General features: G+C 69.4%; 17 protein-coding genes and 2 pseudogenes. 5 read left to right on the top strand and 14 right to left on the bottom strand.

The genetic code is table 11. The annotated features are described in order from the left end of the window. Window positions 1–3: 3 nt before the first annotated feature. The 7 genes and pseudogenes from OHB21_RS29835 to OHB21_RS29805 all read right to left on the bottom strand — a co-directional run bounded on the left by OHB21_RS29835 (window position 4) and on the right by OHB21_RS29805 (window position 8198). Window positions 4–2238, bottom strand: coding sequence for a serine/threonine-protein kinase (locus tag OHB21_RS29835; RefSeq protein ID WP_195124295.1), 2235 nt, complete (start codon window positions 2236–2238; stop codon window positions 4–6). A 115-nt stretch (window positions 2239–2353) separates the two neighbouring features. After that, the gene (gene katG, locus OHB21_RS29830) at window positions 2354–4582 is read right to left on the bottom strand and encodes a catalase/peroxidase HPI (protein WP_195126538.1); all 2229 of its coding nucleotides are present in this window, start codon (window positions 4580–4582) and stop codon (window positions 2354–2356) included. Window positions 4583–4619: 37 nt separating this feature from the next. After that, on the bottom strand, window positions 4620–5063 hold the full coding sequence (locus OHB21_RS29825) for a Fur family transcriptional regulator (RefSeq protein WP_067501246.1): 444 nt from the start codon (window positions 5061–5063) through the stop codon (window positions 4620–4622). A 67-nt stretch (window positions 5064–5130) separates the two neighbouring features. Further along, a pseudogene (locus tag OHB21_RS29820) lies at window positions 5131–6408 on the bottom strand (DUF2252 domain-containing protein). Continuing rightward, window positions 6401–6784, bottom strand: a pseudogene (locus OHB21_RS29815) (hypothetical protein); the annotation flags it as partial. The pseudogenes OHB21_RS29820 and OHB21_RS29815, both read right to left, overlap by 8 nt. A gap of 369 nt (window positions 6785–7153) precedes the next feature. Next, complete coding sequence (locus tag OHB21_RS29810; RefSeq protein ID WP_195124293.1) at window positions 7154–7642, bottom strand: DUF5994 family protein; 489 nt, start codon at window positions 7640–7642, stop codon at window positions 7154–7156. A 1-nt stretch (window position 7643) separates the two neighbouring features. Continuing rightward, entirely contained in the window at window positions 7644–8198 is a 555-nt protein-coding gene (locus OHB21_RS29805) for a DUF5994 family protein (protein WP_195124292.1), read from the bottom strand. 360 nt (window positions 8199–8558) lie between these two features. Here OHB21_RS29805 and OHB21_RS29800 point away from each other — a divergent pair, with 360 nt between their 5' ends. Continuing rightward, window positions 8559–9464 (top strand): phosphatidylinositol mannoside acyltransferase, encoded by a 906-nt coding sequence (locus tag OHB21_RS29800; protein WP_195124291.1) that lies wholly within the window; start codon window positions 8559–8561, stop codon window positions 9462–9464. A gap of 227 nt (window positions 9465–9691) precedes the next feature. After that, window positions 9692–10123, top strand: coding sequence for a DUF5994 family protein (locus tag OHB21_RS29795; RefSeq protein ID WP_147265763.1), 432 nt, complete (start codon window positions 9692–9694; stop codon window positions 10121–10123). 245 nt (window positions 10124–10368) lie between these two features. Here OHB21_RS29795 and OHB21_RS29790 read toward each other — a convergent pair whose 3' ends face one another. After that, on the bottom strand, window positions 10369–11379 hold the full coding sequence (locus OHB21_RS29790; protein ID WP_084537171.1) for an alpha/beta fold hydrolase: 1011 nt from the start codon (window positions 11377–11379) through the stop codon (window positions 10369–10371). A 16-nt stretch (window positions 11380–11395) separates the two neighbouring features. Beyond that, window positions 11396–11893: a hypothetical protein gene (locus OHB21_RS29785; RefSeq protein WP_067501272.1), complete on the bottom strand. Its 498-nt coding sequence runs from the start codon at window positions 11891–11893 to the stop codon at window positions 11396–11398. 118 nt (window positions 11894–12011) lie between these two features. Here OHB21_RS29785 and OHB21_RS29780 point away from each other — a divergent pair, with 118 nt between their 5' ends. Next, a complete protein-coding gene (locus OHB21_RS29780; RefSeq protein ID WP_067501278.1) occupies window positions 12012–12623 on the top strand; it encodes a TetR/AcrR family transcriptional regulator in 612 nt (203 codons plus the stop codon). Between the two features lie 584 nt (window positions 12624–13207). On the opposite strand, the gene OHB21_RS29775 is transcribed toward OHB21_RS29780, so the two are convergent. Further along, window positions 13208–13687: a winged helix-turn-helix transcriptional regulator gene (locus tag OHB21_RS29775; RefSeq protein ID WP_067501288.1), complete on the bottom strand. Its 480-nt coding sequence runs from the start codon at window positions 13685–13687 to the stop codon at window positions 13208–13210. A gap of 56 nt (window positions 13688–13743) precedes the next feature. Here OHB21_RS29775 and OHB21_RS29770 point away from each other — a divergent pair, with 56 nt between their 5' ends. Both OHB21_RS29770 and OHB21_RS29765 read left to right on the top strand, forming a co-directional pair. Continuing rightward, window positions 13744–14532, top strand: coding sequence for a thioesterase family protein (locus OHB21_RS29770; protein ID WP_195124290.1), 789 nt, complete (start codon window positions 13744–13746; stop codon window positions 14530–14532). Window positions 14533–14545: 13 nt separating this feature from the next. Beyond that, window positions 14546–16063 carry an MFS transporter gene (locus OHB21_RS29765; protein ID WP_067501295.1) on the top strand — a complete coding sequence of 506 codons (1518 nt, stop codon included), beginning with the start codon at window positions 14546–14548 and terminating at the stop codon, window positions 16061–16063. A gap of 45 nt (window positions 16064–16108) precedes the next feature. Here the strand turns inward: OHB21_RS29765 and OHB21_RS29760 are convergent, their stop codons facing one another. From OHB21_RS29760 to OHB21_RS29745, 4 genes are all read right to left on the bottom strand, one after another. Beyond that, the gene (locus OHB21_RS29760; protein ID WP_195124289.1) at window positions 16109–18502 is read right to left on the bottom strand and encodes an ATP-binding cassette domain-containing protein; all 2394 of its coding nucleotides are present in this window, start codon (window positions 18500–18502) and stop codon (window positions 16109–16111) included. A gap of 160 nt (window positions 18503–18662) precedes the next feature. Continuing rightward, window positions 18663–19076, bottom strand: a complete 414-nt coding sequence (locus OHB21_RS29755) for a VOC family protein (protein ID WP_067501299.1) — start codon at window positions 19074–19076, stop codon at window positions 18663–18665. A gap of 10 nt (window positions 19077–19086) precedes the next feature. Next, window positions 19087–19530, bottom strand: a complete 444-nt coding sequence (locus OHB21_RS29750) for a helix-turn-helix transcriptional regulator (RefSeq protein ID WP_067502063.1) — start codon at window positions 19528–19530, stop codon at window positions 19087–19089. A 57-nt stretch (window positions 19531–19587) separates the two neighbouring features. After that, window positions 19588–20376 (bottom strand): DUF1460 domain-containing protein, encoded by a 789-nt coding sequence (locus OHB21_RS29745; protein ID WP_195124288.1) that lies wholly within the window; start codon window positions 20374–20376, stop codon window positions 19588–19590. Window positions 20377–20438: the final 62 nt, after the last annotated feature.

The following is a 20438-nucleotide window of genomic DNA, read 5'->3' as shown; positions in this document are numbered from 1 at the left end:
ATGCTAAGCGTGCCGGACCACGCGGTCCAGGGCGCGCAGGTCGGATTCGAGGATGTAGTACACGCGCATGGCCACGAGGAACGCGAAAAGTCCTCCGACGCAGAGGGCGACGATGGAGCCGATGACGGCGCGCTGCTGGTCGGAGTCGAGAAAGGCGAGGCCGGCGGCGACGCCGAAGAGCGGAACCGAGGCGGCGATGCCGAGGTAGATCCGTGCGCGCCCGGAAAGTCTGCGCAGGCGCGCGGATTCGTCGGCGGCGGGATGGCCGGCGGCGAGCAGGCCCGGGTAGTACCAGCGCAGGACGAAGAAGGTGACGGGGAAGTAGGTGTAGACGACGGCGACGGCGGCCGCGACCAGATGGGAGGCAATGAGATTCGTGAGCAGCCCGGGACTGAGGTCGGCTTCGGTGGTGAGCTGGACGAGGAAGATCAACAGCGCGAGCGTCCAGCCGGCGAACGCGACCACGGCGATGCGGTCCCCGCACACCAGCGTGTCGGCTCGCGCGCGGGCCAGCGTCCCCTCGTCGTATTTCTTGCCGTGCCGCAACCCTTCCGGCACCAGGAACACCGCGCGGCACCAGTACAGCAGCAACCCGATCCCGATGGGGTAGGCGAGGAACCCGACGAGGACCGCGAGACGGGTGAGCCCGCTCATGGCCTCGGGGGTGAGTTCGCGTTCGAGGAGGGTGGTGTTGTGCGCGGAGAGGTACAGCACGCCGAGCAGCTGGCCGAGTGCGCTGGACAGCGTCACGACGGGCATGGGCCGCATACGCAGCCGGGCGCGCAGACTGCGCGCGGGTGGGGCGACGAGGTCGCGGGCGGTGCGGTCGAGACTGAGTTCGAGTTGATGGGCGAGTTCGGCGCCGCTGGGGTAGCGGTCGTCGGGGTCGGGGGAGAGGGAGGTGAGCAGCGCCTGGCGCAGCACGGGCGGGCAGTCGGGCGGGACGGGCAGCGTGGGATCGACCGGTTTGCTGCGGCGTTCGATCATGCGCGCCAGGGACGCGTCGGAGTCGCCGGTGTCGCCTTCGTCGTCGAACGGGAGACGCCCGGTGAGCAGTTCCCAGAGCACGACGGCGAGGGCGTAGAGGTCGCTGCGGGTGTCGAGGTCGGCGGCCGAGCGGGTTTCGGTGGGGTGGCAGGCGGCGAGCTGTTCGGGCGACATGTAGGGCAGGGAGCCGCCGAAGTAGGCGGCGGGGCTGGCGCCGGGGATGTGCCTGCTGAAGCTGATGTTGAAGTCGGCGAGTTTGGGGTGTCCGTCGGCGGTGAGCAGCACGTTGGCCGGTTTGATGTCGCGGTGCAGCACGCCGCGCCGGTTGGCGTAGTCGAGGGCGGTGGCGAGTCTGCTGCCGAGCCAGGCGACGGTTTCGGGCCAGCTGAGTCCGGCCAGCTGCCTGCGGGTTTCGGAGGGCTGCGGTTCGAGCACACCACCTTCGGTGACGGCTTTGTCGACGGCGTCGAGCAGCGTCTGCCCGCCGCGCGGGCCCGGCGCGGTCGTGCGGAGGTGGCGGAGTACGCCGAGCAGGGTGCCGCCGGGCACGTACTGCATGTAGAGCAGGCGCAGGGAGCGGTCGTGCACGCTGCGCTGGTCGAAGACGCGCACGATGTGCTCGTGGTCGAGCTGGGCGAGGGTCTGGGGTTCGCGGCCGCGGTCGCGCGACACCTTGACGGCGACGAGGCGCTGCATGGTGCGCTGGCGGGCCAGGAACACGCGCGCGAAGGACCCTTGGCCGAGGGGGAGGAGCAGGTCGAAATCGTCGAGGCTGGTGCCGGTTTCGAGGGCGTCGAGCGCGTGCGCGGACTCGGGGTCGGACAGCATCGTGGTGTGGAACTGCTCGTCGCCGAGGGTGGCGCCGATGCGGGTCATCTGGGCCGGGTAGTCGGCGGTGTATTCGCCGAGGTCGACCTCGTCGTCGGTGCTGCTGCGGACCGAGATCTCCTCGTAGACGAGGTCGGGCGGCAGCGGCGCGCTGTCGAGTTCGGGAAACTGGCGGCGGTAGTCGGCGAGCCGTTTACGGCCTTTGTGGCGCAGCCACCGGTGGTGCAGGTCGACCTTGATGAGTTCGATGAGCGCGGTGCGCCGGTAGGGCGTGGTGGTGGGCGGGACGTGCGCGGCGAGGTCGGGGGGTTCGCCGGAGCGGCGCCAGGCACTGTCGAATTCGGCGACCACCTCGCGTAGCGCGGTGCGTGTCGCCTTCGCACGATCGGGCTCGTGCGCCCACGGGTCGATCTCGGCATCCATGTCGCCCACCTCGGCTGGGACCCAACCTCCGAGAATAAACGATCTTCGGCTCGCCCCGATCGGGTTCGGGGGAGACGGTGGCGTCGCACGCACCGCGCGCGACGCCACCCGGTGCTCACTTCCTCAGGTCGAACCGGTCCAGGTTCATGACCTTGTCCCACGCGGCGACGAAGTCGTGGACGAACTTCTCCTTCGCGTCGTCGGTCGCGTACACCTCGGCGAGGGCGCGCAGCTGTGAGTTCGACCCGAATACGAGGTCGACGCGGCTGCCGGTCCACTTGGGCGCGCCGGTGGCGCGGTCCTTGCCTTCGTAGGTGCCGTCGTCGGCGGCCGAGGGCGACCAGACGGTGCCCATGTCGAGCAAGTTCACGAAGAAGTCGTTGGTCAGCGACCCCGGCTTGTCGGTGAACACGCCCAGCGGCGACTGCTTGTGGTTGGCGCCGAGCACGCGCAGGCCGCCGATGAGGACGGTCAGCTCAGGAGCGGTGAGCGTGAGCAGGTTCGCCCGGTCGATGAGCAGGTATTCGGCGGGCAGGCGCGCGCCCTTGCCGAGGTAGTTGCGGAACCCGTCGGCCTGCGGCTCCAGCGCGGAGAACGACTCGACGTCGGTCTGTTCCTGCGTGGCGTCGGCGCGGCCGGGCGCGAACGGCACGGTCACGTCGTAGCCGGCGTTGCGCGCGGCCTGTTCGACGGCCGCGACGCCGCCGAGCACGACCAGGTCGGCGAACGACACCTGGGCGCCGCCCGCCGCGTTGAAGGATTCCTGGATGCCTTCGAGCACCCGGATCACCTGGGCGAGCTCGTCGGGTTCGTTGACCTCCCACCCGGCCTGCGGTTGCAGGCGCAGGCGGCCACCGTTGGCGCCGCCGCGCTTGTCGCTGCCGCGGAACGAGGCGGCCGCGGCCCACGCGGTCGACACCAGCTGAGCCACCGTCAGTCCCGACGCCAGGATCTGCTTCTTCAGCGCGGCGACGTCCTCGGCGGAGACGAGTGGCCCGGTGACCGCCGGGATCGGGTCCTGCCACAGCAGCACCTCGTCCGGGACGAGCGGGCCGAGGTAACGCACGACCGGGCCCATATCGCGGTGGGTGAGCTTGTACCAGGCCTTGGCGAACTCTTCGGTGAGTTCCTCGGGGTGGTCGAGCCAGCGGCGGGTGATCTGCTCGTAGATCGGATCGAACCGCATCGACAGGTCCGTGGTCAGCATGACCGGCGTGTGTGACTTGGACGGGTCGTGGGCGTCGGGCACCGTGCCCTGGCCCGCGCCGTCCTTCGGGATCCACTGCCAGGCGCCCGCGGGGCTCTTGGTCTTCTCCCACTCGTAGCCGTAGAGAACTTCCAGGAAGCTGTTGTCCCACTGGGTCGGGGTGGGGGTCCAGGTGCCCTCCAGGCCGCTGGTGATGGCGTCGCCGCCCACACCCGAGCCGAACGACGACTTCCAGCCCAGGCCCTGTTCCTCGAGCGGCGCGGCCTCGGGTTCGGGGCCCACCAGGTCGGCGGGTCCGGCGCCGTGGGTCTTGCCGAAGGTGTGGCCGCCGACGATGAGCGCCGCAGTCTCCACGTCGTTCATCGCCATCCGGCTGAACGTCTCGCGGATGTCGATGGCGGCGGCCAGCGGGTCCGGATTGCCGTTGGGGCCTTCGGGATTGACGTAGATCAACCCCATCTGGACGGCGGCGAGCGGGGACTCGAGGTCGCGCTGCCCGGTGTAGCGTTCGTCGCCGAGCCAGGTGTGCTCGGGACCCCAGTAGACGTCCTGTTCGGGTTCCCACTGGTCGACGCGGCCGAAGCCGAATCCGAAGGTCTGGAAGCCCATCGACTCGAGCGCCACATTGCCCGCGTAGACGATGAGGTCGGCCCAGGACAGCTTCTTGCCGTACTTCTGCTTGACCGGCCACAGCAGGCGGCGGGCCTTGTCGAGGCTGGCGTTGTCGGGCCAGCTGTTCAGCGGCGCGAACCGCTGCATGCCGGCACCGGCGCCGCCGCGGCCGTCGTGGACGCGGTAGGTGCCCGCGGCGTGCCAGGCCATGCGGATGAACAGGCCGCCGTAGTGGCCGAAGTCGGCGGGCCACCAGGGCTGGGAGGTGGTCAGCACCTGCTCGATGTCGCGTTTGAGCGCGGGCACGTCGAGGGTGGCGATCTCGGCGGCGTAGTCGTAGTCGGCGCCGAAGGGGTTGATCTCGGCCGGATTCTTCTGCAGGATCGCGAGATTCAGCTGGTTCGGCCACCACTGGCGGTTGCTGTTGCCACCTTCGGTGGGGAAGGCGAGGCGACCGCCCACCGGGCAACCGGACTCGGCGGGTTCGGTGTTGGCCTCGGCGATCGGAGGATGCTCCTCGGGCACGGCGTTTTCCTTTCGAGAGCGAGTGATCGGGCTGTGATCACAGGTGTGATCGCGACTCGTGAGGGGTGTTGCAGGCGGGGCACAGGCCCCAGTAGATGACCTCGGTCTCGTCCAGGACGAAGCCGTTGTCGTTCGAAGCGCTCATGCAGGGCGCGTCGCCGACGGCGCAGTCGACGTCGGCGATGACTCCGCAGTTGCGGCAGACCACGTGGTGGTGGTTGTCACCGACCCGGGTTTCGTAGCGGGCGACCGAACCCATGGGCTGGATCCGCCGGATCAGTCCGGCGGCGGTCAGTGCCCGCAGCACGTCGTAGACCGCTTGGTGCGAGACCGCGCCGAGGGTCGAGCGGACGAGACCGAGGATGGAGTCGGTATCGGAGTGCGGGTGGTGGTGTACCGCGCTCAGCACGGCGACCCGCGGCGCGGTCACCCGCAGGGAGGCCCCGCGCAGCATCCGCTCGAACTCCGAGGTCGTGGACACATTCCGAAGTATGACTCATTCAAGTCTTCGCCGGGCGGAATTCGGGTGAACAGTTCGAACCGGGCATCTACCAGCCCTGTTCGGCAGCCCGCACCTCGCCGTCGGCGATCGCGGCGACCAGATCGGCGTGATCGGTGTGGGTCTGCGCGGCGTAGGCGCGGGCGTAGGTGACGATGCCGGAGGCGAACGCGTCACCCTTGCCGATGTAGCCCGAGATCGCCTCCGGGTCGCCGCTGCGCGCGTGCGATTTCGCCAGCGCCGCACCGCACACCGCCGCGAACTGGGGGAGATAGCCCGCGATCTGGTGCCCGTTCGGGATGATCTTCATATCGCGGAATTGCCGCACGTAGTAATCGAATTCGTTCACCCGCACGCTGCCGAGGAAGATGTCGCTGGCCGTCTGCATCAACCGCTGCCCGACGCACACGCGCTCACCGTGGTTGTCGAACCGGCTGGGTTCGAGGAATTCCTCGTACACCGAGGCCGTCGCCTGTTTCACCTGGAAGAACACCGGCTGGCGGCCGCTATCGCCCTCCATCAGATGCAGGTAGACGCGCATGCCGACGCTGCCCACGCCCACCACCTGCCGCACCGAGTCGATCCGAGTGAACCGGCCGACCAGCCGCTCGAGGTGGGGCGGGATCGACCGCAGGTACGAGTCGAACACCTGCTCGTAGACGCTGACCTCTTCCTCGTCGCCGAGCGTGAAATGCCTGCGCTTGAGCGGGTCTTCGGAGATGCGGCGCTTGCCGTCCTCGACCACGATCAGCTAATGCCTGCGCTTGAGCGGGTCTTCGGAGATGCGGCGCTTGCCGTCCTCGACCACGATCAGCTGACGCGCCGTGCCCTCCTGCGACCGCTTGCGGCTCTGCTTGTCGATCGTGCGCTTGGCCTCCTCGGCGAAGTGGGAGGTCAGGTACTCCATCGGCATATCGGCGGTGATCCGGTCGTACCAGATGTCGAGTTCGCCCGAACGCGCGTAGCGGCGCATCGCCGTGCGGTACCCGTCGATCACCGCCTGGGCCGCCTCGTCGGCCGTGGAGCCGGCCACCGACTCGGTGGCCGCGAGCACGTAGACGCTGGTGGCGAGCCGCTTGAGGTCCCACTCGAACGGTCCGGGCAGCGTCTCGTCGAAATCCCTGGCGTCGAACAGCAATTGCCGCTCGGGGGAGGCCCACAACCCGAAGTTGAGGATGTGCGCGTCCCCGCACATCTGCACCGTCAACCCCGAATGCGGGCGGATAGCCAGATCGGCCGCCATCACCGCCGCCGCACCCCGCAGATACGCCCACGGCGACGATGCCATCCGCGCGTACCGCAGGGGGAGCAGCTCCTGATCACGCACCGCCTCCTGCGCCCGCAACCGCGCCAACGCCGGCTCGGACCGCTGCGACGGATCCCATTCTCCCGCAGCCCGTCTCGGCGCCCGAGCCCGCGCCGCCCGCCCGGCCTCCGCGTCGAAGTCCGTCGCGGGCAGCGCCCGCACCCGCACCGCGCCACCCGATCCACTGTCGCTGGTCATCGCCACTCCCTCGCTTGCCGGCCGACGCCACCGGTCCCGGGGGACCGGCGCGGGAACGCTGAGCACGCCCGCACAGAACGATAGCCCCAGATTCGCCGGGGATCACTCCGCCGATCGGGAGTGTGTTGGCCGGCGACCGCGCCTTCTCCCGATTCCCGGGAGCGTTCATATCGCACCACCTGCGGGTGCGGCTTCGGCTGGTGTCCGAGGCCCGGCCCGGAGTGCTTGATGGCCGGGGCCGCGGACGAGGGGGATCGTGGAGGGCGCGAAGGCATACGCGCGGCGGGGAACGCCATTACTTGACATAATGTTGATTATCGGCGTTACAACGTGGGCGGGCAGAGCGGTTTCGGCTCGGGTTGGTTGATCAGTGTTTGCCTGGTGCGACCGCGCGTTCAGGGTTTCGGCTGGTGTCGACCCCGGAGGGTGCTAGTCGGAGTATCGTGCTGTCTCGGGTCGTCCACTCTCTGCGGACGAAGGCTGGGCAATGGAAAATTTCCTGCCAGATGAGATTTTTGCGTAAAGATTTCCTGGACGCTCCTAGTTCCCGCTCCCCCCGCCTGATCGGTCACCTCAAATCGTCACTGTGACGATTTGAGGTGGTGTCGCGTAACGCCTCGCGCATCTGCGCGTTGGCGCGGTCTGCCGTGGCGGCGGGGTCGATTACCAGCAATCGAACGCGTCGATCGTGTGGGCCGAAGACGTCCATCACCTGCGGTGGCTGATCCGGATCCGGTCCGGTGACCTCGATTCCGTCGGGAGCGTCGATGCGGCGTTGGGACAAGCTCAGCGAGTTCCAGTCGAAGCTGATTCGGGTGGTAGCGCCCAGTCGCGTGGTGAGAGCGGCGACCAAGTCGTGCAGTTCGCTGGTGAGATTGTCGGTTCTGGGCCACCAGGTGCCGTCGAAGCCGCCGGACTTCTCGTCGCTGTCGCTCAGCAGCAGTCGCGGTGTGCGGGTGGGTGTGTCGAAGGGCTGCCCGCCGTCGTCGCGGGCATGGAATCGGCCCAGGCCGCGGTCTGCGACGCCACCTCTGTCCTGCGATCGGTTCTGTGTCATGTCAAGCCTCCGGCACGGTCGTGTTTACTCTGCGCGGGTGCGCGCTGCGCCCGCCCTCGTCGTCCCAGCGCCGCAATGCCGCATCGTTGTCCGTGTCCTCGAGGTGGTGCCGGGTGTGCGCGGCCATGAGTTCGAAGGCGGTGAGTTCGTTGCCCGGTCGGGATGCGGCCGACAGCAAAGCCTGGGCGGCGGCGTTCTCGGTGTCCGTGGGGATTGTCAGCAGGACCAGGCGGGTATGGTCCAGCCCCACAACACAGACGGTGCGGGCGGGCAGGTGCCGATATCCGTCGAGGTGGACCGAACACCCACCCATCATTGTGCGCCTCGGGGCCGGCTGCCAGGCGTCCATGTTGTACATGATTCGGCAGAGGTCGCCTGCCCGCCTGCCCAGTAGCGGCTCCAGGCCGGGCAGTTCGGTGACCAGGTCGTTCGTGCGGGGCCACCAAGCCCCATCCACCGCACCCGGGTGACGCGCTCGCGGTGACGGCGGCGGACCGCTGCGGACGGCGAAGCGTGAGAAGCGGTCCAGCAGGATCGCCCGTTGTTGTGGCGTCATCGCGACGCTCCTGACCGGGGCCGCGAAGCGGTCCCTTGTCGACTCGCCGGGCGACGACCGAACCATGGGTGGCCCGGTGCGAAAGCCCCCGACTCCTTCATCCTACTCACCGGTCACACCAGCCCGAGCGGCCGCGGAGGCGTAATTGCGCGCGCTCTGGACGGGTCGTCATTGTCGGTGCGTGTGGTGGCCGAAACGGCTGCCGTTCGCGAGTGATGGGGAGGACACTCGAGAGATGGAAGGCTGTTGTCGTCGGTGCCCTCGCCTGGTCGGTCGCTCGCCGAATCCGCCGGCGGATGTGCCCCGGCAGAGATCGCCGGTGACCCGCTGCCGCTGTCCAGCACAGGCCGGTTCAGACCGGTGACCCCGAGCGCCCTGGTCTGGGATCTCTGGTACGCGGTCGGCTGGCGCCTGGTGCGGGAACTGCCGCAGCGATGGGCGATGCGAGCGTTCGAGGTCGCCGCCGATCGCGCTGCCCGGGGAGGCGGACCGGTCCAGCTGCGCCGGAATCTGGCCAGGGTGCTGTCCACCACCCCGGCAGGGGTGCCCGACGAACTCGTGCGGGCGAGCCTGCGTTCCTACGCCCGCTACTGGTGTGAGGTGTTTCGGCTGCCGGCGATGGATCCCGCGCGGCTGGCCGCGACCATCGAAACCGCGGCCACCGGGCTCGAACACATCCACGACGCGATCGATCGTGGACGCGGGGCCGTGCTGGCGCTGCCGCACAGCGGCAACTGGGACCTGGCGGGAGTCTGGCTGGTCCAGCGGGTCGGCACACCGACCGTCGTCGCCGAACGGCTCCAACCGGAATCACTGTTCCGGCGCTTCGTCCGGTTCAGGGAAGGCCTGGGATTCGAGATCATCCCGCTCACCGGCGGGACCGCGCCGCCGTTCGAGTTGCTGGCCATGCGGCTGCGGCAGGGGCGGATCGTCGGGCTGCTCGGTGACCGCGACCTGACTGGTGCGGGTGTGCCGGTGACGTTCTTCGGCGAATCGGCCCGCATGCCGGTAGGCCCGGCCCGGCTGGCGATCGACACCGGTGCGTCGCTGCTGCCGGTGCACTGCTGGTTCACCCCCGACGGCTGGGGATTTCACGTCGACGCCGCGATCGACACTGCGGGCGGCGTACGGCCGACGACTCAGACGCTGGCCGACCGGTTCGCCGCCGGAATCGCCGCGCACCCCGCTGACTGGCACATGCTGCAACCACTGTGGACCGCCGACCGCCTCATTCGAGAGCGGACGGCTGGCACGCCGCACGATTGATCCAGCCGCCCATCGTGGGTCCGCGCACCTCGGCGCGGACCGTGCTTCCCCACCGCGTACACCGGATCGCGCGGGGCGTAAGCTGAGCAGTGTCCGGCGGCAACACGCGCGCTGACCAGCAGGGGTCGCGTCGTCACCGGATCGAAGTGATCCGGCCTGCTGTCAGGCCGTGATGGGAGCGTCCGATGACGCCTTCTCCGTTGCCCACCCCGTCGGTGCCGCCGCAGGTGACCACCCCGGGCCCGCGATTGCATCTTCATCCGGACGCGAGTGACTACATCGATGCGACTTGGTGGCCGCGATCGGGAGTCCTCGTCACCGAGTTGCCCGATCTGCTCACCGCGCTCCAGTTGCGGGCCGGGCCGATATCGCGCGTGGTCTACGACCCGACGGCCTGGTCAGAGGCCGAACGGAGTTTGCGAATGGACGATCGTGTCATTCGACTCGATCCATATCCGTTCGAGCTGTTCGACACGATGTATGTGTACGGAACCAACGGTGCCGTGATCGTGCTGCAAGTTGTCCACCCGGGCGCCGGATCGGCACCCACAGTGGCCGGGGAGCCCTCCCGCGCCGCGGGACCGAATACGACGGGTAGCGGTCGGGAACCCCGCACTATCACCAACCACGCGGCGATGGGCGGCTCCGCGGATCGGTGACCCATAGACCGGGCGGGTCGTTGCGTTTCTGTCAGCGCGGTAGGCATTGTCGCGGACCGATCGATGTCCCGGGTCTGGCGTCGACGGCGGTGTCGATGAGCCCTTCAGCGCGGCGGGCGTCAGCCGGGAACGCGGCAAGTGGTGCGGCGTGTTCGGGTCGTCGGCTGGCGGCGTATCCGCTTCCGGGATCACCGTGAACAGATCTCAGCTCGAGGCGTACCGGCCCGCACGGCCGTTTCGCATCGTTACGTCGGCGGCGCTTCGAGGAAGGCGGCGATGTCCGCGGCGATCCGGTCCGGGTATTCGCCGTTGATGGCGTGGGAAGCGTCCCGGTAGATGAGGACGGTGGCGTCGGCGAGGGTTTGGCGGGCGTGGTCGGCGGCTTCGTTCGCATCGTGCATGACCGATTTGCCGGCGAGGATCACGAGGAAGGGCATGCGCGGGCTGGTGAGTTGGTCGGTGCTGAACTGGGTGGTGGTGGGCAGGTGCAGGGCGTAGGACCGCATGCCGGCCTCGATCATGTCGGCGACGGGCACGTCCTCGACGGGCGCGCCGCCCGCGGTCCAGCTGTTGAAGCTGTCGCGCCAGCTCTTCGGTAGCCAGCGCACCGAGGCCGGGATGGAGCGGATGATCGTCTCGAGCGGCAGGCCGGCGAAGGTCATGGCAGGGTCGAGCAGGATGACGCGGCCGATGCCGTCGGGTTCGCGGACGGCGAGGTTGGTGGCGGTCCAGCCGCCGATCGACATGCCGAGCAGGTCGACGGTCTCGTGCGGCAGCTGGCGCAGGGCTTGGTGCAGCCAGCGCGCCTGGTCGGCGTCGTTCTCGATCGGCCGGCTCTGGATGCTGGCGCCGGGTTCGCCGAGCAGGTCGATGGTGTAGACGGTGCGCAGCGCGCGCAGTGACGGCAGGTTGTCGGCCCACACGGGGGTGGCGGCGGCACGGCCCGGCAGCAGGACCAGAGGGGCCGCGTCTGGATTCGCGCCGTCGAACCGGTACATGCGGACCACGCCGAAGTCGGTGCGCAGATCCAAAGTTTGGTCGGGCGTGGGCATTTCGGCCATCGCGCGGTCGTAGGCGGTGAAGAACCGCTCGTAGCCCTCGGCGGAGGTGAAGTGACCGACGGGTGCGCTGTCGCGCAGGGTGAACCACGCCAGTACGGCCAGCGTGGTGAGGCCCGCGGTGCCGATCAGCAACCACTTGCGTCGCCGACGCGGGGGTCTGCCTGCCTCGGGATCAGCTGTTGTCTTGTCGGACAATGTAGTTCACCTCCCGTTAGATCTGACTGGACCACGCGATGAGGAACAGCACCGCGATCGCCGCGAGCACCACCGTGAGCGGAACCGGCCACACCGGTCCGCCCGCCCCGAGGTAGCGGCGGTCTATCCGGTCGATCATCGCGCCGAGCCCGAGCATGCCCAGCATCGCCACGCCGGTGCCGAACAGCCCGACCAGCGCGTGCACGATCCACGCGCCGGCCAGCGACGGGCCGCCCCAGGCGTTCACCCAGCCGTCGTCGTCGATGACGAACCCGTACCCGAGGCCGCGCACGAGCATGATCACCGACATGACCGCCAGCACCAGCGCGGGAAACCACAGCAGGGTGAGGAGTGCGGCGTGGGTGGCGCGGCGGCCGGCCGGGATGTCGCGCCGGTCCGGTGCGCCGAACCGGCGGATCGCGGTGGGTGCGGCGGTGAGTGGCGCGACCAGGCGCGCGGGCAGCGAGGTGGTGTCGCGGCGGACCTGGGTCCGTGGGTGTGCGGCCGAGCTCATGCGTGTCCTCCCGATACCGTTCGGTCGTTTGAAGCAGACAGTACCCGCTATGGGACGTGAATGTCTCATCGTTTTCCGCTGATGTCCGGGCATGGTCGGTCCGTGTACTGTCCATTTCATGGTGCGCAACAGGCCGAACGACGGGGTGGAGGCACGGTCGAGCGGCCTGCGAACCCGGACCCGCACGGCGATCCTGGCCGCGGCGCTGGCGGTCTGGTCCCGCGATTTCGCCGCGTCGCTGGCCGATATCGCCGAGCGCGCGGAGGTCAGTCGCAGCACCCTGCACCGGTACTTCCCGGAACGCCAGGATCTGGTGGACGCGCTGCTGGTGGAGTCGCTGGAAGTGCTCGACGGGATCGCCCGCGCGGCGACCGAGCAGACCACGTCGGCGTTCGACCACCTGATCTATCTGTTGCGCTCGTTCGTGGAGGTCGGGGACCGCGTGGTGTTCCTGTTCGCCGATCCCGGCCGGTTCGCGGGCAACCCGCACTGGGCCGACACGGGCGACGTCTCGCTGCGCACGCTGATCGCCGCCGCGCAGGAGGAGGGTGATCTCGACCCCGACCTGCCCGCCGAATGGCTCGAGGGTGTGTTCAACGCGCACATCTACGTCGCGGCCGATGCCGCCCAGCGCGGCACGCCCTCGCACGCGATCGCGGACGCGGCGGTGCGGACGCTGCTCAACGGGATCGGTTCGGCTCGAACGCGCGAGGGTGCGCCACGACGCTGAATGCGGCGCCCGGAATCTACGTCGCGGCCGATGCCGCCCAGCGCGGCACGCCCTCGCACGCGATCGCGGACGCGGCGGTGCGGACGCGCGAGGCGCGCCACGTGCTGGACGCCGAGCATGGGTGCGCGCCGTGTTGGTAGTGGCCGTCGGTCGGTGCGGTTCCGCGCGGTAGGCCGAGCGTCTGGCTGTGCCGAGACATCGTGGGCGCGATCGACTCATCGGCGTGCTCGGCTGTCGCGGTGCTGAGGCAATCGGCGTGCCCTGGTCGTCAGCGACTGGTGCGGCCGTGCTGTCTCGGCGATCGGAAACACGCGATATGGGGATCGGGCACACGCGATATGAGAGGTCGCCGTGGCGGGCGGACTCGGCTACCGGCACGGTGGCGGGTGTGGAGGGCGCGTGCCACGACCGATCGCGCCGTAGTGCGCGGTGCCGACCCGGAGCGCGCGGTGGCGGAAGTGCAAGGGCGCTCCAGTCTCGTTCGCGACGGGTGATCGGGCAGCACGACCCGCGCCGTATCGCACGGCCTTACGCGGCCGACGGTTGCCCGGGGCTGAGGGCGTGGGCGCCTGACTATCCGCTATTCATGCGCTCCGCGCAGGCAGGATCGAGCTCTCCCCCGCGCCCGGCCCGTCCACCGGGCGCAGGTCGCGCCCGCGCACCCGCTCACCGCAGTGTGAACACGTCGGTTCGATGACCGCGATGTGGCCGCAGGTCTGGTGCACCACCTGGACCGGCGGTCCGGCGGGGGCGGCCCATTCGTCGCCCCACTGACGCATCGCGGTGACGACCTGCCAGAGGGAGCGTCCTTTGGTGGTGAGCCGGTAGTCGTAGCGGACGGGGTTGTCCTGGTAGGGCTCTTTGGTCATGATCTCGTGCGCGACAAGGGCTTCCAGGCGTTGGGTGAGGATGTTGCGGGCGATGCCGAGGCGGTCGCGGAAGTCGTCGAAGCGGGTGACGCCGAACAGGGCGTCGCGCACGATCAGCAGGGTCCACCACTCCCCGACCACTTCGAGGCATTGGGCCAGGGAGCAGTTCATGTCTTCGAAGCTGGTGCGCCGCATCCCCCGAGCATAGTCGGTTGCATGAAAGAACTCACTGCCTTAGGTTGAGTTGCATTATGGAACTCACTGGGCGGCTCGGCGATGAATTCGGGCTCTCCCCCACCGACTCCGGCCACTGGAGCGCCGTAGTCGACGCCTCGTGGCGCGGCTGGACCGGCCCGCACGGTGGCGCGCTCGCCGGTCTCCTGCTCGACGTCGCCCAACGCGCCGACGAACGCCCCGTTCGCAACGCCGACGTCCGATTCCTCGGCAAACCCTCACTCGGGGCGCTCACCCTGCACGCGACCGCGCACCGCGTCGGCCGCAGTACGGCCGTCGTGGACGTGCTCGCGACACAGGACGACGCCCCGGTCGTCGCCGCGACGGTCACCCTCGGCGCGCACGGCACGACGGCGATCGCCGAGCACAGTTCCCGGCCCGCGCCAGTGGTTCCCGCGCCGCCGGACTGCCCGGTGTTCGCGCTCCCCCGCGAAATCGTTCCGGCGGGCGCGCATTTCGTGATTCGCCCCGCCGCGGGACCGCTGCCGCTCACCGGCGCGGACGAGGCGATGATGTGTGCCTGGATCGCTACCGATCCGGAACTCGCGATCGACGCGTCCAGCCTGGCGCTGCTCGCCGACGCGCTGCCGCCCGGCCTGTTCCCGCTGCTGACCGCTCCGGTCGCGATCCCGACCGTCACCTTGTCGATGCAACTGCACGCCGCGACCACGGCCCCCGCGCCGGTCCTGGTCCGCACCCAGAACGTGAGTACCGCGGACGGCTGGTCGGTCGACGACACCGACATCTGGGACCGCCACGGCACCCTGCTCGCCACCGCCCGCCAGACCCGCCGTGTCCTCGGCTGAAACGGAGCGACCGATGTCTTCCCGCTCCGCGTCGCGGGCGGCCACCGATCCGCGCGTCGTCCTCGCGATCGTTTCCGTCGGCGTGCTGTTGTCCAGCCTCGACCTGTTCATCGTCAACCTCGCCGTCCCCGCCATGTCCGAGGACTTGGACGCCGGGCTGTCGGGTCTGTCGTGGGTGCTCAACCTGTATGCGATCGTGTTCGCGGCGCTGCTCGTCCCGGCGGGGCGGCTCGGCGACCGCGGCGGCAATCGAGTGGTATTCCTGCTGGGGCTCACCGTGTTCGCCGCCGGGTCGGCGCTGTGCGCGGCGGCGTGGAATGTGGAGTCGCTCATCGTGTTCCGTGTCGTGCAGGCGGTCGGGTGCGCGTTGATGACGCCGTCGTCGCTGGCCCTGGTGCTGGCCGCGACCCCGCCCGAGCGGCGCGCCGGCGCGGTGCGGCTGTGGGTCGCGTTCGGCGGGCTCGGCGCGGCGCTGGGACCGGTGGTCGGCGGCGTGCTGGTGGCGTTCGATTGGCGCTGGGTGTTCCTGGTGAATGTGCCGATCGGACTGGCCACGTTGGCGATCGGGCTGCGCCGGTTGCCGAGTCCGCCCGCAGCGGGAGGTCCGCTGCCCGATCTGGTGGGTGCGGGTGCGCTGATCGGTGCGGTCGGGTCGCTGGTGCTGGCGGTGGTGCAAGGTCCGGAGTGGGGATGGTCCTCGCCCGGGGTCCTGGCGGCGTTCGCGGTGGCGCTGGCCTGCGGTGTGCTGTTCGCGGTGTCCTCGGCGCGCCACCACAGCCCGCTCGTGGACGCCTCGGTGCTGCGGCTGCCGAATGTCGTTCTGGCGGCGGTGAATTCGGTGGTGTTCCAGATCGCGTTCGCGGGCATGCTGCTGTCGGCGACGCTGTGGGCGCAAGACGTGTGGGGCTGGTCGGCGCTGCGCGCCGGACTGGCGATCGCGCCGGGCCCGCTGGTGGTGCCGTTCGTGGCGATCCTGGCGGGGCGGCTGATCGGCCGGGTGGGCCCGGGGCCGGTGATCGCGGCGGGCGGGTTCGCGTTCGGCGGCGGGTTGCTGTGGTGGGCGCTGGCGATCGCGCTGTCCCCGGATTACGTGTCCGGGATGCTGGGCGGGATGCTGCTGACCGGTGTGGGTGTCGGGTTGATCGTGCCGACCGCGTTCGCGGCGGGCTCGAGCGCACTGCCCCCGGCGAGCTTCGCGACCGGCTCGGGCGTGCTCAGCATGGCGCGGCAGCTGGGGCTCGCGGGCGGTGTCGCCGTGCTGGTGGCGGTGCTCGGTACCCCCGACAGCCCGGTGGCCACGCTCGAAGCCTTCCGGCGAGCTTGGTGGGTGATGGCCGCAGTGGCGGTGTTCGCGGGTCTGCTCGGGCTCGGTCTCCGGCGAACGTCACCGGGTGGAGCTACGCGTGAACCGTCCGACGCTCCAGAACAGCATCGCGCCCAGGAACACCTGATCCCGCAGGAATCCTCCGGCGAGCGCACCCACCACCACCGTCCTGCGGTATCGCCGGAGGACACCACCGTTCGTCCGTGATGGAGAGCGGGCGGTGCTGCCGCACGCACCGCCCGCCAGCGCGTCTCACCCTCCGACGTAGGCCGCCAAATGCTCGCCCGTCAGCGTCGACCGCGCCGCGACCAACTCGGCCGGTGTCCCCTCGAACACGATCTTGCCGCCGTCGTGACCCGCGCCGGGCCCGAGGTCGATGATCCAGTCGGCGTGCGCCATCACCGCCTGGTGGTGCTCGATGACGATCACCGACTTCCCGGACTCGACCAGGCGGTCCAGCAGTCCGAGCAGCTGCTCCACGTCGGCCAGGTGCAGGCCCGTGGTCGGCTCGTCCAGCACGTAGACGCCGCCCTTGTCGGCCATGTGGGTGGCCAGCTTCAACCGCTGCCGCTCGCCACCGGACAGGGTGGTGAGCGGCTGACCCAGCGTCAGATAGCCGAGACCCACGTCGGCGAGCCGTTGCAGGATGGCGTGCGCCGCGGGGATACGGGCTTCCCCCTCGGCGAAGAACGCCAGCGCCTCGTCCACCGGCATCGCCAGCACCTCGCTGATGTCGCGCCCACCGAGGTGGTACTCGAGCACCGCCGCCTGATACCGCTTGCCCTCACACACCTCGCACACGGTCGACGTGCCCGCCATGATCCCCAGATCGGTGTAGATGACGCCGGCGCCGTTGCAGTTCGGGCACGCACCTTCCGAATTCGCGCTGAACAGTGCCGGTTTCACGCCGTTGGCTTTCGCGAACGCCTTGCGGATCGGTTCGAGCAACCCGGTGTAGGTGGCGGGATTGCTGCGCCGCGATCCCTTGATCGCGCCCTGGTCCACCGACACCACGCCTTCGCTCGCCGGGATCGACCCGTGCACGAGGGAACTCTTGCCCGACCCCGCGACGCCGGTGATGGCGACCAGCACGCCCAGTGGAATGTCGACGTCCACGTCGCGCAGATTGTTCGTCGACGCGCCACGGATCTTCAACGCGCCCTTGGGTTTCCGCACGCTCTCCTTCACCGAGGCGCGGTCGTCGAAGTGACGGCCGGTGATGGTGTCGCTCTTGCGCAACCCCTCGACCGTGCCCTCGAAACAGATGGTGCCGCCCCCGGTTCCGGCGCCCGGCCCCAGATCGACGATGTGGTCGGCGATCGCGATGGTCTCGGGCTTGTGCTCGACCACCAGCACGGTGTTGCCCTTGTCGCGCAAGCGCAGCAGCAGATCGTTCATGCGCTGGATGTCGTGCGGGTGCAGGCCCGCGGTCGGCTCGTCGAACACGTAGGTGACGTCGGTGAGCGCCGAACCCAGATGACGGATCATCTTGGTGCGCTGCGCCTCACCACCCGACAGCGTGCCGGCGGGCCGGTCCAGCGACAGGTAGCCCAGCCCGATCTCGACGAACGAGTCGAGGGTGTGCGCGAGGGAGGTGAGCAGCGGCGCCACCGACGGCTCGTCCAGGTCGCGCACCCACTCGGCGAGGTCGCTGATCTGCATCGAGCACGCGTCGGCGATGCTGATGCCGCAGATCTTCGACGAGCGCGCCAATTCGCTGAGCCGGGTGCCGTGGCACTCAGGGCAGGTCGTGAACGTGACGGCGCGCTCCACGAACGCGCGGATGTGGGGCTGCATGGACTCGACGTCCTTGGACAGGAACGACTTCTGGATCTTCGGGATCAACCCCTCGTAGGTGAGGTTGACGCCGTCGACCTTCACCTTCATCGGCTCCTTGTACAGGAAGTCCTGCATCTCGCGCTTGGTGAACTTGCGGATCGGCTTGTTCGGGTCCACGAACCCGGACTCGGCGTAGACGCGGACGGTCCAGAAGCTGTCGGACTTCCAGCCCGGAATCGTGAACGCGCCCTCGGCCAGGGATTTCGAATCGTCGTAGAGCTGGCTGAGGTCGATGTCGTTGACGCGGCCGCGGCCCTCGCAGCGCGGACACATGCCGCCGGTGATGCTGAAACTGCGGCGCTCGCGCATCTTCTGCCCCGCCCGCTCCACCGTCACCGCGCCCGCACCGCTGATGGAAGCGACGTTGAAGGAGAACGCCTGCGGGGAACCGATGTGCGGGTCACCGATCCGGCTGAACAGGATGCGCAGCATCGCGTTCGCGTCGGTGGCGGTGCCCACCGTGGAGCGCGGGTCGGTGCCCATGCGCTGCTGGTCGACGATGATCGCGGTGGTCAGGCCCTCGAGCACGTCGACTTCGGGGCGGGCCAGGGTCGGCATGAACCCCTGGATGAAGGTGCTATAGGTCTCGTTGATGAGGCGCTGCGATTCGGCGGCGATGGTGTCGAACACCAGGGAGCTCTTGCCGGAGCCGGAGACGCCGGTGAACACGGTGAGCCTGCGCTTGGGCAGCTCGATGCTCACATCGCGCAGGTTGTTGACCCGCGCGCCGTGCACGCGGATCAGTTCGTGGCTGTCGGCGGCGGGCGGCTTCGTGGTCGTCTTGGTCGTCCCCGTCTTGGTGGGCATCCTGTCTCCCTGGTCGTCGGGCGGGGCCGCGGGCGCGGTCGCCGTCGCTACCGCCCGGCGGGCGGATACGTCTTCGATGAGTTGTGTCTACCGGATCGCTGTCGCGCGCCGAGGGAGGCGCGTTACCCCGGCCGGTGCGCGCCGGCCGGGGGCGTGCGCGTCAGGGACGCTGCTGGATACGGACCATGTTGCCCGCGGGGTCGCGGAACGCGCAGTCCCGCACGCCGTAGGGCTGATCGATCGGCTCCTGCACCACCTCGGCGCCGCTGGCCTGCACCTGCTCGAAGGTGGCGTCCACGTCGGGCGTGGCGAGCAGGATGCTGGCGAAAGTGCCCTTGGCCATCATCTCCGCGATGGTGCGGCGCTCGTCGTCGGTGATGCCCGGGTCGGCGCCGGGCGGGTAGAGCACCACGGAGGTGCCGGGCTGGTTCGGCGGGCCGACGGTGAGCCAGCGCTTCCCGTCGTAGCCGACGTCCTGACGGACCTCGAAGCCCAGGGCGTCGCGGTAGAAGCCGAGGGCCGCCTCGGGGTCGTCCTGCGGGAGGAAACTCGAGTAGATGCTGATGTCGGTCATGCTGATCAGGCTATTGCCGCTCGGTAGCCTGCGCTTCTCGATTCCTGACCGGTCGTGTCACCTGTTTGTAGACCAGCGAGGGCATCCCCTGGGTCGCGTCGCTCTGCTCCCGTTTGTAGACGCTGGGCGGCATGCCGACCAGTTCGGTGAACCGGGTGCTGAACGTGCCCAGCGACGAACACCCCACCTCGAAACACACCTCGGTGACGCTGAGATCGCCGCGCCGCAGCAACGCCATGGCGCGCTCGATGCGGCGGGTCATCAGATACGAGTAGGGCGATTCGCCGTAGGCGAGCCGGAACTGTCTGCTCAGATGCCCGGCCGACATGTTCACACCCCGTGCCAGCGCCGGCACATCCAGCGGTTGGGCGTACTCGCGGTCGATGCGGTCCCGCACCCGGCGCAGCAGGACGAGATCACGCAGGTACTGCGGCGTATCGGATCTGCTGGTCATACCGAGATCGTCCCACGCCACCGCCCCGGCTGCCGATGGTCGCCAGGGATTCGCCGGTCAGTGGGTGCGCAGGACGAGCAGGCCGGGGACGGTGCGCAGGTAGTCGGTGAGCGGGGTGTCGACGACCTCGTAGGTGGCCGAGAGGGAGGAGGCGTTGCGGAAGATCGGGCCCGACGGGCCGGCGACGAAGATGCCGACGTGGGTGACGTCGAGGCCCGCCTGATCGGTGTAGGCGCCGAGATAGTCGCCCGTGCGGAGATTCGCGATCACCTCGGGGGTGACGGCGGTGGACGGGATGTAGGTGACCTGGCGGTCGGTGACGGGCAGACCGGGGAGGTAGTGGCCGCCGTCGGCCTTCGCGTTGAGGTGCTTGGTGACGGTGGTGGCGGCGGGGCTCACGGCGGCGGTGACGTCGGTGGCCGCGCCGGTGTGGGCCCAGTCGGTGAAGAAGTGCTTGCGGTGCGCGTAGTCGACGCGGGCGTCGCGGTAGCGGGTGCGGACGAGGTTGTCCAGGAAGCTGTCGCGGTCGGTGGCCGAGGTCAGCGCTTCCACGTAATCGAGGTAGGTGAAGCAGTCCACCCGGCGCAGATCCACCACCAACTGCTCGGGGGTGGTGTCGGAACCGATGAGCATGTTCGCGCCGTACGGCGTGCCGAGGAATTGCCGCGACAGCACCTCGATCAGCGCGCCCTTGTCCGCGCCTGCCGAAGCGCGCACCGCGAGGAGTTCGTCGAGTTTGCGGGCGGTGGTGTCGTCCAGGTGCACCTGCGGCGCGGCCTGCGCCGGCGCGACGAGCGCGCAGGACAGCGCCAAGACGATCAGCAGCACGCGGACGATGATGCGCACAACGCCTCCCAGCGGTCGATGCCCGAGCCCATCCCACCCTAGCCGCCCCGATCTGGCAACCG

Source organism: Nocardia puris, assembly GCF_036051655.1.
GTDB classification, from domain to species: Bacteria; Actinomycetota; Actinomycetes; order Mycobacteriales; family Mycobacteriaceae; genus Nocardia; species Nocardia puris.
Note: the sequence above shows the minus strand (reverse complement) of the source record. Positions and strands in the feature narration are given on the sequence as shown.

Bases quoted from the DNA above. Each gene is read 5' to 3' on its own strand.
- OHB21_RS29835 (WP_195124295.1), bottom strand. From the start codon at position 2,238: ATGGATGCCGAGATCGACCCGTGGGCGCACGAGCCCGATCGTGCGAAG.
- OHB21_RS29810 (WP_195124293.1), bottom strand. From the start codon at position 7,642: ATGACACAGAACCGATCGCAGGACAGAGGTGGCGTCGCAGACCGCGGC.
- OHB21_RS29805 (WP_195124292.1), bottom strand. From the start codon at position 8,198: ATGACGCCACAACAACGGGCGATCCTGCTGGACCGCTTCTCACGCTTC.
- OHB21_RS29785 (WP_067501272.1), bottom strand. From the start codon at position 11,893: ATGAGCTCGGCCGCACACCCACGGACCCAGGTCCGCCGCGACACCACC.
- OHB21_RS29780 (WP_067501278.1), top strand. From the start codon at position 12,012: ATGGTGCGCAACAGGCCGAACGACGGGGTGGAGGCACGGTCGAGCGGC.
- OHB21_RS29775 (WP_067501288.1), bottom strand. From the start codon at position 13,687: ATGCGGCGCACCAGCTTCGAAGACATGAACTGCTCCCTGGCCCAATGC.
- OHB21_RS29770 (WP_195124290.1), top strand. From the start codon at position 13,744: ATGGAACTCACTGGGCGGCTCGGCGATGAATTCGGGCTCTCCCCCACC.
- OHB21_RS29765 (WP_067501295.1), top strand. From the start codon at position 14,546: ATGTCTTCCCGCTCCGCGTCGCGGGCGGCCACCGATCCGCGCGTCGTC.
- OHB21_RS29760 (WP_195124289.1), bottom strand. From the start codon at position 18,502: ATGCCCACCAAGACGGGGACGACCAAGACGACCACGAAGCCGCCCGCC.
- OHB21_RS29755 (WP_067501299.1), bottom strand. From the start codon at position 19,076: ATGACCGACATCAGCATCTACTCGAGTTTCCTCCCGCAGGACGACCCC.
- OHB21_RS29750 (WP_067502063.1), bottom strand. From the start codon at position 19,530: ATGACCAGCAGATCCGATACGCCGCAGTACCTGCGTGATCTCGTCCTG.